Origin of the sequence: Pseudarthrobacter polychromogenes, from assembly GCF_014644495.1 — a bacterium.
GTDB classification, from domain to species: Bacteria; Actinomycetota; Actinomycetes; order Actinomycetales; family Micrococcaceae; genus Arthrobacter; species Arthrobacter polychromogenes.
Genome location: NZ_BMKU01000010.1, coordinates 84665 through 99299, shown reverse-complemented (window position 1 = coordinate 99299; position 14635 = coordinate 84665). Strand labels below are relative to the sequence as shown.

At 65.9% G+C, this 14635-nt stretch carries 14 protein-coding genes; 4 read left to right on the top strand and 10 right to left on the bottom strand.

The genetic code is table 11. From position 1 onward, the window contains the following. Positions 1–41: 41 nt before the first annotated feature. Both IEX43_RS15395 and IEX43_RS15390 read right to left on the bottom strand, forming a co-directional pair. Entirely contained in the window at positions 42–2051 is a 2010-nt protein-coding gene (locus tag IEX43_RS15395) for a rhamnogalacturonan lyase (protein WP_188812339.1), read from the bottom strand. A gap of 319 nt (positions 2052–2370) precedes the next feature. After that, positions 2371–3312 carry a hypothetical protein gene (locus IEX43_RS15390; RefSeq protein ID WP_188812336.1) on the bottom strand — a complete coding sequence of 314 codons (942 nt, stop codon included), beginning with the start codon at positions 3310–3312 and terminating at the stop codon, positions 2371–2373. A gap of 201 nt (positions 3313–3513) precedes the next feature. Here IEX43_RS15390 and IEX43_RS15385 point away from each other — a divergent pair, with 201 nt between their 5' ends. Further along, positions 3514–3852: a hypothetical protein gene (locus IEX43_RS15385; RefSeq protein WP_174175080.1), complete on the top strand. Its 339-nt coding sequence runs from the start codon at positions 3514–3516 to the stop codon at positions 3850–3852. A gap of 37 nt (positions 3853–3889) precedes the next feature. On the opposite strand, the gene IEX43_RS15380 is transcribed toward IEX43_RS15385, so the two are convergent. Together IEX43_RS15380 and IEX43_RS15375 are read right to left on the bottom strand one after the other, a co-directional pair. Beyond that, entirely contained in the window at positions 3890–4825 is a 936-nt protein-coding gene (locus IEX43_RS15380) for a threonine/serine dehydratase (RefSeq protein ID WP_188812334.1), read from the bottom strand. Positions 4826–4832: 7 nt separating this feature from the next. Then, positions 4833–5093, bottom strand: coding sequence for a hypothetical protein (locus IEX43_RS15375; protein ID WP_188812332.1), 261 nt, complete (start codon positions 5091–5093; stop codon positions 4833–4835). A 237-nt stretch (positions 5094–5330) separates the two neighbouring features. Between IEX43_RS15375 and IEX43_RS15370 the strand changes: the two genes are divergently transcribed. Continuing rightward, positions 5331–5936, top strand: a complete 606-nt coding sequence (locus tag IEX43_RS15370) for an AAA family ATPase (protein WP_188812330.1) — start codon at positions 5331–5333, stop codon at positions 5934–5936. Between the two features lie 73 nt (positions 5937–6009). Here IEX43_RS15370 and IEX43_RS15365 read toward each other — a convergent pair whose 3' ends face one another. Both IEX43_RS15365 and IEX43_RS15360 read right to left on the bottom strand, forming a co-directional pair. Next, the gene (locus tag IEX43_RS15365) at positions 6010–6831 is read right to left on the bottom strand and encodes a hypothetical protein (RefSeq protein ID WP_229666491.1); all 822 of its coding nucleotides are present in this window, start codon (positions 6829–6831) and stop codon (positions 6010–6012) included. Positions 6832–6948: 117 nt separating this feature from the next. Continuing rightward, complete coding sequence (locus tag IEX43_RS15360; protein ID WP_188812328.1) at positions 6949–7353, bottom strand: IclR family transcriptional regulator domain-containing protein; 405 nt, start codon at positions 7351–7353, stop codon at positions 6949–6951. 98 nt (positions 7354–7451) lie between these two features. On the opposite strand from IEX43_RS15360, the gene IEX43_RS15355 reads away from it, so the two are divergent. Both IEX43_RS15355 and IEX43_RS15350 read left to right on the top strand, forming a co-directional pair. Next, on the top strand, positions 7452–8669 hold the full coding sequence (locus tag IEX43_RS15355) for an N-acetylglucosamine-6-phosphate deacetylase (RefSeq protein ID WP_188812326.1): 1218 nt from the start codon (positions 7452–7454) through the stop codon (positions 8667–8669). 53 nt (positions 8670–8722) lie between these two features. Continuing rightward, a complete protein-coding gene (locus IEX43_RS15350; RefSeq protein ID WP_188812324.1) occupies positions 8723–10465 on the top strand; it encodes an HNH endonuclease signature motif containing protein in 1743 nt (580 codons plus the stop codon). A gap of 94 nt (positions 10466–10559) precedes the next feature. Here the strand turns inward: IEX43_RS15350 and IEX43_RS15345 are convergent, their stop codons facing one another. The 4 genes from IEX43_RS15345 to IEX43_RS15330 form a co-directional block, all read right to left on the bottom strand. Further along, a complete protein-coding gene (locus tag IEX43_RS15345) occupies positions 10560–11477 on the bottom strand; it encodes a Rieske (2Fe-2S) protein (RefSeq protein ID WP_188812323.1) in 918 nt (305 codons plus the stop codon). Between the two features lie 125 nt (positions 11478–11602). Then, positions 11603–11902, bottom strand: coding sequence for a putative quinol monooxygenase (locus tag IEX43_RS15340; protein ID WP_188812321.1), 300 nt, complete (start codon positions 11900–11902; stop codon positions 11603–11605). A 39-nt stretch (positions 11903–11941) separates the two neighbouring features. After that, positions 11942–13348 (bottom strand): cation:dicarboxylate symporter family transporter, encoded by a 1407-nt coding sequence (locus tag IEX43_RS15335; RefSeq protein WP_188812320.1) that lies wholly within the window; start codon positions 13346–13348, stop codon positions 11942–11944. Between the two features lie 159 nt (positions 13349–13507). Further along, positions 13508–14536: an Lrp/AsnC family transcriptional regulator gene (locus IEX43_RS15330; protein WP_188812461.1), complete on the bottom strand. Its 1029-nt coding sequence runs from the start codon at positions 14534–14536 to the stop codon at positions 13508–13510. Positions 14537–14635 lie beyond the last annotated feature (99 nt).

The window sequence follows — 14635 nt, the reverse complement described above, 5'->3', positions numbered from 1 at the left end:
CGGCGCTTTTGTGCGGGGCAGAACCGTTCGTATGTGCCGTCTTACTTGCCGGTGCCTGCGTAGGCCACCGACGGCGCGGCCGGGGTTTCCATGCCCTCGCCGATGAAGAAGCTCGGGTGCGGCGGCTGGTTGTAGGCCACGTTCTCGCGGGCCACTGCGGTGCGGTAGACGGTGTCGTGCATCAGGGTGCGGAGCCGGACCTCGGTGGGCGAGGTGCTGGTGTAGATCCGCAGCTCGGTGCTGTCCGACGACGGGAAGGCAAGTTCCTCGCGCCAGTCACCCAGCAGGTCAGCCTGCAGGGACGGGTTGCCCTTGGTGTGGTTGTTGGTGCGTGCGCCGGTGATAGTGAGGAGCCTGTCGCTGGACTCCGTTTCCCAGTTCCACTTCGAGATCGTGGGCACGCCCACGCCGGCGGCTGCGTCGAAGTCGTGGTCGACGATCTCGCGGAGCAGGTCGCCGTCCCACCATGCCAGGAAGTTGGCGGCGGGGATGCTCTCGGCAATCAGCTCGCCCTTGGCGGACATCAGCTGGCCCCGCGGGGAGTTCCAGGAGGCGTCGCCGCCTACCGCCCAGCCCTCAGCGCCGGCGTAGCGGGGATCGATGTCGCCGGCGGCACCGCGGCCGGTGTCCCGGATGGCGGGGATGCTCCAGAGCACCTCACCGGTGGCGGCGTCGCGGAAGGTGGCGCCACGGTTGCCGCTTTGGCTCATGCTCTCGTGGACGGCGAAGACCTCCAGCCCGGGGCGGGAGGGGTCAAAATCGCTGGTGTGCATCGCATCGCCGTGGCCCAGCTTGGTGTTGTAGAGGACCGAGCCGTCGTCGTCGATAGTCATGGAGCCGAAGACAAATTCGTCCTTGCCGTCCTGGTCCACGTCAGCGACCGAGAGATTGTGGTTGCCCTGGCCCTTGTATTCGGCGCCGGCAATGTCCGAGTCGAAGGTCCAGCGCTTCACCAGCTTGCCGTCCACCAGGTCATAGGTGACCAGCACGGTGCGGGTGTAGTAGCCGCGGCTGAACATCATGGACGGCTTTTCGCCGTCGAGGTAGGCGACGCCGGCCAGGAAACGGTCCACGCGGTTGCCGTACCCGTCGCCCCAGGCGGAGACGTTGCCGCGCGGCGGATCGTAGGCCACCGTATCCATGATGGTGCCGGTTGCTCCGTTGAACACTGTGAGGAACTCCGGACCGGACAGGACATAACCGGCGCTGTTGCGGTAGTCCGCTGTGGGGTCGCCGATCACGGTTCCGGCCCCGTCCCTGGTGCCGTCCGCCGTCTTCATGGACACTTCGGCCTTGCCATCACCGTCGAAGTCATACGCCAGGAGCTGGGTGTAGTGGGCGCCGGCGCGGATGTTGTGGCCCAGGTCGATGCGCCACAGCTTGGTGCCATCCATCTTGTAGGCGTCCACGTAGACGTTGCCGGTAAATCCGGACCTGGAGTTGTCCTGCGCATTGGAGGGGTTCCAGAGCTGGATGATTTCGTAGCTGCCATCTCCGTCGAGGTCCGCAACGCTGGAATCGTTGGCCGAGTAGGTGTACGGCTTCCCATCCTTGCTGACGCCGTCGGCGGGCTTGTCCAGCTTAATGGACAAGTAGTTCTGGGCCAGCGGGGTGAATTCCGCGCTGAGCTTGTCCTGCCCGTTGCCGTTTCCCACGGTCTTGATGACGTACGTGGAGGCCGCGGTTCCGGACGGGTCAACGAATGTGGTGGTGTTGCGGATGGGCTCTTCGGTGAGCTGGACGCCGTCGCGGATCACGTGGAAGCCCACGCTGTCCTGGTCCAGGCCCAGCATGCGCCAGCCCAGCGTGACGCCCTGGTCCGTAAGCACTGCGACAGGTGCCCGGTCCAGGTTCTCCACCTGGCGCTTCAACTCTGCCTTACCGGACTGCCCGGGTGCGGTGCTGGGGTTGGCCTGCGCGAGCGGTACGCCGGTGAACGCCAGCGCAGCGGCGGTGAGGGAAGCAGCCGCTGCCAGCGGAGCGGCCTTCCAGCCACGGCCGGACCGCAAACCTGGACGGGGCGTGGGGGAACATTTCGAGGGATAAGCCAAAAGAACATCTCCTTTGATGCGGCGGCAGCTGAGTCTGCCGCACGACAGTTTGGAACGTTTCATCCCGACCCGAAAGGCCGCCCGTCACGAAGGAAGGGTGGGTTTGGGATGCGGCGGAAACCGTTTTCTGCCCTTAACTTCTATCAGCGCTTTACAAGTCTGGTCAAGGGTTTGACGGGGCTAAATGGGAGATATTGTTCCGTTGCGTTCAGTTCGTGCCGGCGTTGCCGCGGGGCCGGCCCGCAGCCGCCTGCAGGAGCGGCAGCGTCCTGGCGGGCAAAACCTCCACCAGTGACGCACAACAACCGGCGCCCCAGTCCTAGTCCCAGGCCGGGACCAGGACTGCTTCATACTGGGTTGGCGGTGGCTGCTGTCCGAACTTGGCGTTGACCGCGGCGAGCGTGTCTCCGAACCTGGCCACCGTCGTCGGGATATTGAAGTGCTTGCTGGTGATGACGTCCCTAACCCTGAAGGAAGAGAAGTTCTCGGAGAGTTTGAGGCGGCTGACCTGGTTAGCCATGTTCTGGACCGCCCATACAGTTCGGTCCTTGACCAGGATGCCATCGACGAACTCCAGGTTCGGCCCCTTGATCCTGCTGCTCTTTCCCGAGTCCGGATCCACGGCATAGAGGGCCTGGTTTTGTGTGTGGGCCACAATCAGGACGTCGTCCTCGTCGGCTGCTGCGATGCCGTTGAACCCGAACTGGCCGGGTTGCAGGGGTGTGCCCGCCTCACCGCCCACTTTCAGCGTCTCTACATCCGCTGCTCCCCCCAGCTCGCCCCGCCGGCTCACAGGGACGAAATAGAGCTCGGGAGTGGCCGAATTGGTAAACCAGGCGCCGTCGCTGCTGAGTGTGACGTCATTAATGAAGCCGGGAGCCAGGTCATACTCCTTGACCTGCTTGCGGGTGTCAGTGTTGTAGACGTACGCCTTGCCAGTGCTACCGCCTGCCACAAACAGCAGGTCGTTGCGGGTATCCGCCTTCATGCCGACAGCCATCCGGCCTTCGGGCACGTCGATAAAGCGCTTGGCCTTTCCATCATGGATGTCGCCGCGGAAGATATCGCCAGTAAGCAGTTCGCCGGCGTAGAAGGTTGTTCCCCCGCCCGCCGCAATGCCTTCGGCGGAAGTGGCCCCGCGGAGGACTATGACATCGTCTTTGGAAGGAGTGGATGCGCCTGCCGGCACTGCCGTGGGCAGCAGTAAGGCCAGAAGTGCGATAAATCCACCAACGGCACGGCGTCGTACTGTTTTGCGCATAATAGGCTCCTGGAATTGGGCTGATGCGCGGGGCCCAATCTGCGGCAGCTCCGCACGATGGTGATCCCATTTTAAGCTTCCCCACGAAAGCCCCGCCAGAGCCCGGCGCCCCCTTCACAGTGAAGGGGGCAGCGCCGGGGACCGGCGTACTGTTCAGGATTCTGCTTACAATCGAAACCTCAATCAACTACTGAGGGATCCATGAAGAAATTCGCCACAGCCCTGATCGCCGCCGGCCTCGTTGTCTCCGCAACGGCCTGCACCGCCTCGAACCAGCTCACCACCGCAGAAACCTGCGAGCGGATCCAGTCCGTTGTGTCGAACCCGGCCAACAACGCCGGCAAGACCGGCATGAACCGCCTGGCCAACCAAATCCGGCCCATCCACGCCGTTGCCTCGGACGACCTCAAGGGTGCGCTTGAGTCGATCATCGAATACACGGACGAGCAGGCAAAAGAGACTCCGGACGAGGACAAGCTCGCCGAACTGACGGCAGACTACGAGGAAGCCGGCAGCACGTACAGCCAGTTCTGCAGCTGATTCCTGCCACAGACAGGCACTCTGCCAGCGGACCCGGCTACTTGAGGGTGGCCGGGTCCGTGTTCGCCCCGCACAGTATGACCGCCAGCCGTTCGCCCACGCCCTGCGTGTAGGCGCCGGAAGTAAGCGCGGCATAGGCCGCGGCCGCGCCGTGCTCCACGACGATCCGGTAGCCGTCCCACAGCTTCCTACGCGCTTCGATGATGTCGGCGTCGGACACCAGGACGCTTTCGACGCCGGCGCGGACCGCCACGGAGAAGCCGATGTCGCCGATGCGGCGGGCACCAAGGGAGTCTGCCGCAATTCCTGCCACCGGGACGTCCACCGGTTGTCCGGCCGCCAGCGCAGCGTTCAGCGTGGGAGCCGATTCCGGCTCCACGGCCACCACCTTGGCCCTGCCCTCCACGGCTGCGGCGATTCCTGCCATCAGGCCGCCTCCTCCCACTGCAACCAGCACGGTGTCCACCCCGCCCACCTGGTCGAGAAGTTCCAGTCCCACGGTTCCGGCGCCGGCGGCAATTTCGGGCTGGTCATAGGCGTGGCAATAGACGGCGCCGGCTTCCCGGGCATGCCCGACGGCCGCCTGGTATGCGTCCGCGTACTCGGCGCCGCCCTGAACCACCGTCGCTCCGATGGCTTTCAGCTTGCGGACCTTCACTGCAGGGGCGGCGGCGGGAACAAACACCGTTGCGGGCACACCAACCTGCACAGCCGCGTAGGCATTGGCCAGGCCGGCGTTGCCTCCGGAGGCAACCACGACGCCAACCTCCGGTTTCAGCTCACCGCGTTCCCTGGCAGCGAGGACGCGGTTCAGGGCGCCCCGGACCTTGAAGGTTCCCGTGTGCTGCATAAATTCGCATTTGAACCACACCGGGCCGGGAAAGTCTCCGGGGTCGCCTTCCAGGACAGGCGTCAGCCGGGTGAGGCCGGCGGTCCTTCGTGCTGCCTGTTCCACGTCGACGCGGGCAATCATTGGTGCATCAGACCTCGTCGTCCCAGGTTCCCGGTTCCTCCAGGGCATCCTCCGGTTTGTCCTTCTGGGACGGGTCGCCGCTGCCGGAGTAGGACGCGGGGACGGTCCCGGCGGCGTGGCCCTGCTGCTCCTCGCGGATATTGCTGGCACCCGGCAGTTCCGGATGCTGGCCGCTCTGCGGGGCCTGCTTGGGCTCCTTGGCTTCGTCCGGATCACCCGGCCCCCGAAGGTCTGCGGCGTTCTGCGGCTCGTCATTGCTAGCAGTCATGGTTCTGCCTTTCGCTCGGGAACTGCGGCGTTCGGCCGGGGTTGTCCCCGCACCGCACTCCAGCCTACGGGCTGGCGCTGCCCGGCAGCAGGAAGCGCCGGCCCTGGCTTTTCCCGCAGCCCGGACTATGAAACGCCGGCCTGGACCTGTGAAATGGGCGGTGAACCTGTGAATTGGGACTCAGCCGGGACTTCCACGGCACACCCTGCGTTAAACCCCATGGCGGAAGGAGGCCACTTGCTTATTGTCCTGACCGGAATCGACGGTTCCGGGAAGTCCACGGCCGCCCAGGCCCTGGTGTCATCCATCCGTGCCGACGGAGGCACGGCCACGCTGTTGAACAACCACGCGGGCCGGCGCAGCATGTCAGTCCTGGGCACCAGGCTGGGCTTCCGGCTGCCGCCCCGCGTTGCCGATGCCCTGGAGACCGCGTTCCGGGTGTGGAACGTGCTGGTGAACCACCTGCGGGCCAGCCGGGCTGACGGCCTGGTGGTGATGGACCGGCACCTGTACTGCCAGCTGGCCCTGCGCGCCACGAAGGGGCTGCCTCGCGGCCGTCTGCTTCCCTGGCTGCTCGGTGCACTCCCTGCCGCTGACGCCGTGGTGCACCTGGACGTGGACCCGGCCGTTGCGCATCGGCGCATCGCCGCCCGCGGCACGGATGCCGAGACGCTGGAGGACCTGGCTGCTTTCGCCCGCGCCTACCGCGAGCTGCCCGAGTACGGGAGCTTCGAGAAAGTGGACGCCTCGGTCTCCGGTCCGGAGTTGGCGCGCCGCCTGGCCGGAGTGGTGCGCGGTCTGGGACGGGCCCCTGTAGAGGGACGCCACCCGGCCTCCACGTAAGCGGGCGCAGGCTGTAATACAAGGAAGGCGGGTGGACCCAAGGTCCACCCGCCTTCCCAGAGACGTGCAGTAACTAGCTCGACGCCGTCGGCGAAGGCGAGGTCATCCCGGTTTCTTCCGGCTCGCTCTCCGTCTCGGACGGCGAGGCCGACCCGCTCGGCGACGACGTGCTCGTGGAACCGGATGTGCTGGTGGACGTCGGGCTGGACGTGGCGCTTCCGCCGTCGGCCTTCTCCAGCACCTCATTAATGAGGTCCTCAAGTTCCTTCTGGTCCGGATCACCCAGGTTAGCGCCGCTCTTGGTGGCAACCACCAGCAGCGTGCCCTCGGCAGCGGAGACCTGCATCAGCTTCTGCTGGTTATCGCCGCTGCGCGAGCTGAGGGTGGCGAAGGTCTTTTCAGCGTCGGTGTCCGCCTGGACCTCCTCGCTGGTCACCTCGTAAGTCTGCCCCAGTGCCTGGACCGAGAAGTTGGCGCACTGGTCCATCTTGCCGCTGATCTCATCCAGGACCTCGACGGCGTCCGGCCCCTCGCTGCCGGACTGTGCAGACAGCGTCCGAGGCTGGTCGCCTTCGGAGAGCGCGACGGCGATCTCGCCGCTCTCCACGGTGTCCAGCAGTCCCGCGGTGGCGATGTCCTTGCAGTCTTCAGGGTCAATGGTCGCGGTGCTCAGGAGGAGGTTGGCGATGTTGCCGCCCTGGTCCACCTGCTCCTTGGAGTACAGCATGAGCTCGTTGCCGTCGTCGTCCGTCATGCCGGAGATCAACTCGCGGAGCTCGTCCTCGCTGTACACCTTTGCCTCCGCCGTTGGTGAGGGTGTTTCCGAGGCCGAGGGGCTCGCAGCTTCACCGCCACCGCCCGTGCAGCCTGCAAGGGCCAACATTGCTGCCGTCATCAATCCAAGCGCAGGTACTTTTCGCATTGGTACAACCCCTTTAGAGATAGGAAGCATACTTAGTGTTTATTAGCTTAAGGGGTTTGGCCGCCGCCGGACATAACGGGGCTGTAACTTTCAAGGGGCTCCCCGGGGATATTGCACGTGCGGCGGCGGGCCGGGAACCACAACGGAGAGCGCAGCCACCGCTCCGCTGTCGGCTCCGTGGATGAGGGCTGCGACGTAGATCGTCCGGGACGGCTGGGTCAGGCGGACGACGGCGGCGCCGGACTTTTTGACGCCCGCCAGCGCAGCGGGCAGTTCAGTAGCGGAAACCTCGCCGGCGCCCCGCTCGGTGGGGGCAGGCTGGGCAAGGATCTCCGCCTCCAGTTCGGGGCCGGCATAGGCCAGCAGGACCTGCCCGCCGGCAGTGGTGCGCAACGGCATCCGGCCGCCCACCCTGTAGGCAACCTCAGTTGCCGCGCGCGAGAAGAGCCTGTCAATGAGTGCCTGTTGCCTCCGATGCCGAGCTGGTTGCCTCATGGCGACAGCGGGAACGTAACCGTCGCTGGCCTGCGTGGCATAATCCGAAGCGGCGGCCCGTCCGGGCCTCCTCTTTTCGGCTGACGGCGGGAGTGGCAGTGGGCAGTGGCTTGATACTTCGCGGCCGCATCGTCACCGGAAGCATGGACGTCCCCGATGGTGTAGTAGGGATCGACGGCGGCGTGATCACCTACGCTGGTCCGGCGTCGGAATTTCCCGTATTGGGCTTAGGCGGGGCTGAAGGTGCCTTACCTGAGGCGGCCGGGCGCATCCTGATGCCCGGGCTGGTGGACCTGCATTGCCATGGGGCGCTGGGATCGGACTTCTCCGAAGGATCCGCCGAAGGTGCCCGGTTAGCGGCAAGCTATCTGCACAGCCGTGGAACCACCACACTGCTGGCAAGCCTGGTCACGGGATCGCCCGAAAACCTGGTCCGGAACGTCACAGTCCTGCGGGACTTGGCTGACGAAGGGCTGATCGCTGGTTCCCACCTGGAGGGCCCCTTCCTCGCTTCGGGACAATGCGGCGCGCATGATCTCGCGCTGTTGCGTGGGCCGGATGCAGGACTTGTGGCCAAGCTGTTTGAGGCCGCCGGACCCTCGCTGGTGTCCATGACGCTGGCGGCCGAGCTCCCTGGCGCTGCGGCCCTGGTGGAAATGCTCACTGCGCGGGGGGTCATTCCCTCCCTGGGCCACACTGCGGCAGACCACCGCACCGCTGCTTCCTTCCTGGACCAGGCAGCCACAGGACTGGCTGGGGCAGGGAATTCCACCGGACGGATACGCCCAACCGTCACGCACCTGTTCAATGCGATGCCCAGCTTGCACCACCGCTCTCCCGGCCCGGTAGCGGCCAGCATCAGCGCGGCCCATGCCGGCAACGCCGTGGTGGAGCTGATCGCGGACGGAGTTCATCTGGCCCCTGAGACGGTCAAGATGGTGTTCGAGCTGGTGGGGGCGGAAAACATTGCACTGGTGACCGACTCGATGGCCGCCACTGGACTGCAGGATGGCCAGTACCGCCTGGGTACGCTGGCTGTCACGGTAAACCAGGGCGTGGCGAGGGTGGACAACACTGGGGCAATTGCCGGCGGAACCGCTACCTTGCTGGACGTTGTCCGGTCCGCGGTGGCAGCAGGTGTCCCACTGCAGGATGCGGTCCGCGCGGCGACGGCCGTGCCTGCCTCCGTACTGGGACTGTCGCCGCACGTGGGCGATCTCCCCGCGGGCATGCGGGCTGACCTCGTCATTGTCGACCGGGACCTGGATCTTGCAGGAGTCCTGCGCGGGGGCGAGTGGGTAACGCCGCTGGGGTAGTGCTCTTGGCTGCCTGACCGTTAAATGTCAGCCCCCACTGCCAGGATGGATATATGGAAGGCAATTCGGCGGTGGTGGAGGCGGAGGCGGTGGTTGACGCTTCGGTGGCTGCTTTTGCGGCGGTGCTCGCGGGCGGCGGTACGGCCGCTTCCGGCACGGCTGCTTCCGGACGTGGCGCCGCAGAGCCTGGTGCTGGTGCTGGTGCTGGCGGGTGCGTAGGCAGCATTGATGATGATCCGTTGCAGCGGGTTGCTGATGGGGCGTTGGATGTTCTTGCCGGGCTGGCCCGGTCTGAGGCGAAGCTGGCGGCGTTGAAGGCGCAGGCGGTTCAGGTTCTCGCGGCCGCCACGAGTGTGCTGAACGGTCCGCCGTCCTCGCCGTATGAGGCCACGGCGCAGGACCGGAGCCTGGTGGCCGAGGTCGGGTGTGCACTGGTGATCGGTGACCGTGCCGCCGGTGCCCTGCTGGCCGATTCCCATGCCCTGACCACCACCCTGCCCCGGACGCTCGCAGCGTTGCAGGGCGGTTCGATTTCCTGGGCGCATGCCCGGGGGATGGCGGAGGAGGCAGCCACCCTCGACGCCGCCGGCGCCGCGGCCCTGGAGGCCCACTTCCTCGACCCCGACACGGTCCGGCCTGCCGCCGCGGCCATGATCGGGGAGATGCCCGCCTACCGGTTCAAGGCCAAGGCCCGTACCTGGCGCGAACGCCACCATCCCGAATCGATCGAGAAGCGCCACGCCAACGGTGTTGCGGACCGGCGGGTCGAGTACCGGCCGGACCAGGACGGCATGGCCTGGCTCTCGGCCTACCTCCCCGCCCATCAGGCAATGGCGGGCTGGAACCGGCTCACCGCCCTCTCCCGGGCCGCACAAGGACCCGACGAACCCCGCACCCTCACCCAGATCCGGGCCGACGACTTCGCCGAAGCCATCCTCACCAGCGGCACCAATCCCGCCCACTCGTCTGCGGTGCGGGCGCAGGTGCTCGTCACGGTCCCGGTAGTCGCCCTCATGGGCCTGACCGACGAGCCCGCAATGCTGGACGGCTTCGGGCCGATCCCGCCGTCCATGGCACGGGACCTGGTCGCGAACGGTGCCGATTCGTTCCACCGGGTCCTTGTTGATCCGCGGGACGGGGCACCGTTGGAGATCGGGCGGACCAGCTACCGGGTTACCAAAGCGATGCGGAACTGGCTGCGGCTGCGGGACGGCACATGCCCGTTCCCCGGCTGCAGCAACAGTTCTTTGGATAACGAGGCAGACCACCTCCTGGCCTGGCAGCACGGCGGGACAACCGGGATCAGCAATCTCGGACAGCCCTGCCCGAAGCACCACAAACTCCGGCACAGCAGCGGGTGGAAACCGACACCGGCCACCAAGGATGAACCACCCGGCTGGATCTCACCGTCCGGGCGGCACTACAAAAGCGAACATCAGGACTGGGAGCCAACCCACTGGCCGGAATCTGTCCTGTCCGCCCTGCCGGCGGCGCTGGAACCGGGGGAGCACCACAACGGGCAAATCCCCGGCATGCTGCCCTACCCGCCCATGCCCGGCGCGTGTGCCTGCCCTGCCGGAGACCTCCTGCACCTGGAACCTCCACAGGAGGAACCTGAAGATGACAACCTCATAGACCTGGACGACATACCCGTGGACGACCCCCTCTGGGAAGACTTCTACGCCCTGCCGCCCGTCCTGCCCCAATACCCCCCGACTGACTGGGACGCCCTAAGTGACTGGGACGCCATGAATGACTGGGACCGGATAAGAGACCGGGACCCGGCACTGACTTAGCCGGCATCAAACGCCCCACAGACACGGGCAGCCGCGCGCGGGGGTCAACAGCCCCGGGCCGGGAAGACGGCCCAAGCACATGCCGGACGAGCGTCTACTCAGCGCCGGGCAGGCAGACTTCCACCATGCCGCCGCTGGTGCGCGTCTTGAAGAGTGGCTGCTTCGCGGTGGCGGGGCCAGCCTGCACTTCCCCCGTCCGCAGCGAGAAGGTGCTTCCGTGCCAGGGGCACACCACACACGGGTCGCCACCGTCACCAGGGCCGCCATTCTGGTTGACCCTGTCCTGAAGCCTGCCGCCCTTGATCTTGCCTTCGTGCAGTGGCCCGGAGAGGTGGCTGCAGACGTCGGACAATACGCTGACGGCATCCCCCTCCCGATAGACAAGCAGCGGAATCTCGGCCACAACAATCTTGTGGAGCTTCCCGTCGGGCAGCTCGGACAGCGGCGCCAGTGGCTGCCATCCGCTCGGGAAGCGGTGCGGGATCTCCTCGCTGTGGTTCACGCCCGCCGCCTGCCGGTACGTGAGATGGCCGCCCAGGAACCCGCCCGCACCCACAACGGCCAGGCCGAGGTAGGCAAGCACCTTGCCTCCTCCCCGGCTGCCCCGGGCTCGGGCAACCAAGGAGGCAGCATAGAGGCCCGTGGCCGTGATGTTGGCTGCGGCATGGACCAGCCCCACCCGCTGCTGCTGGGGGTGCAGTTGCGTCCAGTCGGTAAAGCCAGCCACCGCGGAGGGCACGGCGGCTCCGGTGCCCACACCGATCAGGAGCGCTGAGGCCTTGTCGTTACCAGGCAGGGCGTCCAGCACGGCCGCGGAGATCCACGCACCCATGGGCACCTGGACCGCCAGCGGATGCACGGGGTGTCCAATGGGAACGCCATGCAGGACGTCGCGTGCCCACTTGGGGCGGATGGCCCGCTTCACCACTTTCCGGACCTTTTTGGAAATGGGGTCCAGCCACTCCGCATCTTCCAGGCGGGTAACAAGTTCCAGTGCAGGCAGCGGTTTCATGTGTCTCCCTTACCCCTGTGCTTCATGTCCAGTCGATGCCGGGAAGCTTACTTGCCGGAGCAGGCGCAGCACAGGGCCCCTTGGGTTGGAACCCTGCAAGCGCTGACAGCTACCGGCGCGAAAACCTAATGAAGCGGGGAACCCAGCACCGTGAACTGGTTGCCGCCCATTTCACCGGTGAGCAGTGGCATGGCTTCCTCAATCGCCGCCTGCACACTCTCCAGCCCCAGGGAAGCCCGGTGCGCTTCCGGCGATTCCCACAGCTCACAAACAAACACGGTGTCCGGCACAGCGTCGTTCACGCCCACTTCGTAGAGCAGGCAGCCAGCCTCCTTCAGCCCGGGCATGGGCCGGACCAGGATTGAGAGGACGGCATCGCGCTGGCCCGGCTTGGTTTCGAGGCTTCCCACATTCGCAAAGGTCATAGAAACAGTGTGCAGTACAAGGGCGGCAAAGGCCGGACGCTACCGCACCGCCGGCGCCGACGTCCCCAGCGGCGACTGTTCGACGGCGGTCCCCGCCGCCACGCTGCCAGGCGCACTGGCTCCGGCCGGCTCCAAGGCCGCCTCCGTCGTCGTGGTTTCACCTGCAAAGGCGCGGAGCATGGCGGCGCGGTCGAACTGGCCTTCCCACTTGGCCACCACGAAGGTGGCAACGCAGTTGCCCAGCAGGTTCACCACCACGCGCATGGAGTCCATCAGCCGGTCCGCGCCCAGGAGGAGGGCAACGCCCGCCACCGGGAAAATTCCCAAAGCACCCGCCGTGGCGGACAGGGCCAGGAACGCTGACCCGGGGACGCCGGCCATGCCCTTGGACGTCAGCATGAGGATGCCCAGCGCGGCCAGCTGCTGGCCGAGGTCCAGGTTGTAGCCGAAGGCCTGCGCCAGGAACAGGAGGGAAATGGACAGGTACAGCGCGGCGCCGTCGAGGTTGAAGGAGTACCCGGTGGGGACCACCAGGCCTGTGGTGGCGCGGGAGCAGCCGGCGTTGGTCAGCTTGGTCATGATGCGCGGCAGCACGGATTCGGTGGAGGCTGTGCCCAAAGCGAGGAGGAATTCCTCGCGGGTGTACTTCATGAGCTGCCACAGCGGCACCCGCGGATAAACCCACGCCACCACAAACAGCAGTCCGATGAACACAATCGCCGCGCCGTAGCAGGCCGCGATCAGCAGGGCATACGTGCTCAGCGAGCTGAGGCCGTACTGGCCAATGATGAATGCCATGGCGCCGAAAGCACCCACCGGCGCCACCCGCATCACCCAGCCCATGATCTTGAAGAACAGCTCAAGCACGGTCTCCATCAGCGTGACGACGGGCATGCAGCGTTCACGGCCGACGACGACGATCGCCGCGCCGAAGAAGACCGCGAAGCACAGCACCTGCAGCAGGCTGTTGCTGGCAAACGCGCCCACCACGCTGGTAGGAATGATTCCAAGGATGAAGGTGCCGGCATCCTTCGGCGGGGCGGTGGCGGTTTTCGCGTTGAGGGCGTCCTGGGAGAGCGACGCCGGATCGATGTTCAGTCCCGCGCCCGGCTGGACCACGTTCCCCACCACCAGGCCGAAGACCAGCGCAAACAGTGTGGCTGCCGTGAAATAGATCAAAGCCTTGACGCCCGTGCGGCCCACAGCCTTGACGTCACTGACCGCGGCTATGCCGGTGACGATCACCAGGAAGATCAGCGGCGCGATGATCATCTTGATCAACTGGATGAAGCCGTCACCCAGGGGGCGTAGGGCCGCACCGATGTCCGGCCAGAGGTGTCCTATCAGGATGCCGGCCACAACGGCCACCAGGATCTGGAAGAAGAGGGATTTGTAGAGCGGCTTCCTGGAAGCGGGAGGTGCTGCCGTGGGCGCGGTGACATTCATGCCGTTGCCTGTTCGTTGGAGGACGGCGGCACGCATGCCGCAGGGTCACAAGCAACGCTAGGAACCGCATGTTTCCGGAAAGATAAATCCATAATGCGGAACTATTAAGTATGCCGGCGCCTGCCGCGGGGAATTTGGGGTTGCCCCAGTCCCCGCGGCTCAGTCCGCAGCCGGCAGTGCCGCGGACTGGACCACCACCGCGCCGCTGGATGTGGTGTCCTCATTCAGCATCCATCCCACCCGTTTGACCGTGCGCAGCATCACCACGCTTTCCACCAGGTGAATCCTCGGGACCTTTTGCTGAAGGGCAAGTTCGGCAGTCATAACGTCTGCAAGGGACTGCAGCCACATGATGATCACGAAGTTGGTGGGCCCTGTGGTGGAGGCACTCAGGCGGACATTCTTAATGGTCCGGATGGCGGCGGCCGCTTCCTCGTGCTGTCCGGCGGGGACGTTGGCGAACCACTGGCAGGTCACCGGGTAGGAGGAAAAGGCCTGCGCGATTTCACAGCGGAACAGCAGGATCCCGCTGGCCAGCACCCGGTTGAGCTGACGCTGCACCGTTGCCGGACGCCGCCCCAATTCCCGCGCTATCTGGGCCGCAGTTGCCCTGCCGTCGCGGGCCAGGAACGGCAGCAGGTCCAGATGGCTTTGCGGCAGCTGCCCCGCCTCCGCCTGGTGGGCGTCCGGGCCGCCCTGGTGGCCGAGCGTCCGAAGCAGTGCCAGCTGAGGCTTGCTTAGGATATTCAGGCGCCACTCATCGGCGCTGGTGTGAAGCCGTGTGCACAGGGCCGCCTGGTACTTGATGAGCCCCTCGATGTTCTTCAGCTGGGCGACCACCGTTGCGCTGAACTCCTCCAGCGACCTGGTGATCACGGTGAGCATAAGGTCCCTGTTGCTTGCCGCTTCCTCCACGGTGACGATCCCCGGGATGCCTGCCAATTGCGCAGTCACACTGTCCCTCAGGTTCATGTCGCAGTCCACCGCCACAAAGGCGAGGAGCATCTGCTTCGGATCCCCCGCCAGGTGCGCCGTCACCCACGCCGCCCCGCTTGAGGTAAGCCGTTCCCAGCGGGCGGCAAGGGTGGTGGCGTGCACCCCCAGCACCTTGGAGGCGTCCGCCCAGCCAAGACGCGGATAGGTCTGCAGCACCTGGATGAGGGCCAGGTCTTCCTCACTGAGTTCCACCACTTCCCCCGTCCCCAAGCATGAATCCTGTCAAAAGCGGCTCCAGCAAGGATACTTCGAGCGCTTTCACGCAATGTGAGTTGCGCCACTCCAGAATAG

Coding starts and splice junctions, on each gene's coding strand:
- IEX43_RS15390 (WP_188812336.1), bottom strand. CDS start 3,312: ATGCGCAAAACAGTACGACGCCGTGCCGTTGGTGGATTTATCGCACTT.
- IEX43_RS15385 (WP_174175080.1), top strand. CDS start 3,514: ATGAAGAAATTCGCCACAGCCCTGATCGCCGCCGGCCTCGTTGTCTCC.
- IEX43_RS15380 (WP_188812334.1), bottom strand. CDS start 4,825: ATGATTGCCCGCGTCGACGTGGAACAGGCAGCACGAAGGACCGCCGGC.
- IEX43_RS15375 (WP_188812332.1), bottom strand. CDS start 5,093: ATGACTGCTAGCAATGACGAGCCGCAGAACGCCGCAGACCTTCGGGGG.
- IEX43_RS15365 (WP_229666491.1), bottom strand. CDS start 6,831: ATGACGGCAGCAATGTTGGCCCTTGCAGGCTGCACGGGCGGTGGCGGT.
- IEX43_RS15360 (WP_188812328.1), bottom strand. CDS start 7,353: ATGAGGCAACCAGCTCGGCATCGGAGGCAACAGGCACTCATTGACAGG.
- IEX43_RS15350 (WP_188812324.1), top strand. CDS start 8,723: ATGGAAGGCAATTCGGCGGTGGTGGAGGCGGAGGCGGTGGTTGACGCT.
- IEX43_RS15345 (WP_188812323.1), bottom strand. CDS start 11,477: ATGAAACCGCTGCCTGCACTGGAACTTGTTACCCGCCTGGAAGATGCG.
- IEX43_RS15340 (WP_188812321.1), bottom strand. CDS start 11,902: ATGACCTTTGCGAATGTGGGAAGCCTCGAAACCAAGCCGGGCCAGCGC.
- IEX43_RS15335 (WP_188812320.1), bottom strand. CDS start 13,348: ATGAATGTCACCGCGCCCACGGCAGCACCTCCCGCTTCCAGGAAGCCG.